Origin of the sequence: Ideonella sp. B508-1 (genome assembly GCF_000333615.1) — a bacterium.
Classification (GTDB): Bacteria; Pseudomonadota; Gammaproteobacteria; order Burkholderiales; family Burkholderiaceae_C; genus Ideonella.
In genome coordinates this window covers 1-931 of the sequence record NZ_BADL01000462.1, presented here as the reverse complement: position 1 = coordinate 931, position 931 = coordinate 1, and the positions used below count along the sequence as shown (strand labels likewise).

Here is a 931-nt window from a genome sequence, read left to right as displayed (position 1 = left end):
ACCACGTCCATCGCGTGCTTCTCTTCGTCCACGACGATGGACTGCACGTTGGCCGGGGCCAGGGCCCCGATCACGAACTGGGCCGGATCTTCCGACCACAGCACGATGTCCACGCGTTCGCCGGCCAGTTCGTTGGTCACGGCGGTGACGCGCGAGCCGCGCACGCCGACGCAGGTGCCGATGGGATCGACACGCTTGTCGTGCGAGACGACGGCGATCTTGGCGCGGCTGCCCGGGTCACGGGCGCAGCTCTTGATCTCCAGCAGACCCTGCTCGATCTCGGGCACTTCCTGGGCGAACAGCTCGACCATGAAGCCGGGAGCCGAACGCGAGAGCATGATCTGCGGGCCACGGGCGGTCGGGTCGACGCCGTTGATGAACGCACGCACGCGGTCGCCGGTGCGCAGGTTCTCCTTCGGGATCATCTCGTTGCGCTTGAGGCGCCCTTCGACACGACCGGACTCGACAATGATGTCGCCCTTGTCCAGACGCTTGACCGTGCCCACGAAAATCTTCTCGCCACGGGCGAGGAAGTCGTTGAGCAGCTGCTCGCGCTCGGCGTCGCGGATCTTCTGCAGGATGACCTGCTTGGCGGCCTGGGCGCCGATGCGACCGATCGGCACCGATTCGATCGGCTCCTCGATGTAGTCGTCCACCTCGATGTCGGCGATCTGTTCTTTGGCCTCGAACAGCAGGATCTCGGCATCCGGGATTTGCAGGCCGGCCTCATCGGGCACCACATGCCAGCGACGGAAGGTCTCGTACTCACCGGTATCGCGGTCGATGGCCACACGGATATCGACCTCGCCGCCGTGCAGCTTCTTGGTGGCGGAGGCCAGCGCGAGTTCAACCGCGCCGAACACCACCTCGCGGTCCACGCCCTTCTCGCGCGAGATCGCATCCACCAACATCAGCATTTCGCGGTTCATTC

The 931-nt window shown here is 65.2% G+C and carries 1 protein-coding gene; it reads right to left on the bottom strand.

What is annotated here, in order from left to right:
• Window positions 1–929: transcription termination factor NusA (gene nusA, locus I73_RS18755; protein ID WP_022982024.1), on the bottom strand; the 929-nt coding region annotated here is incomplete at its 3' end.
• Window positions 930–931 lie beyond the last annotated feature (2 nt).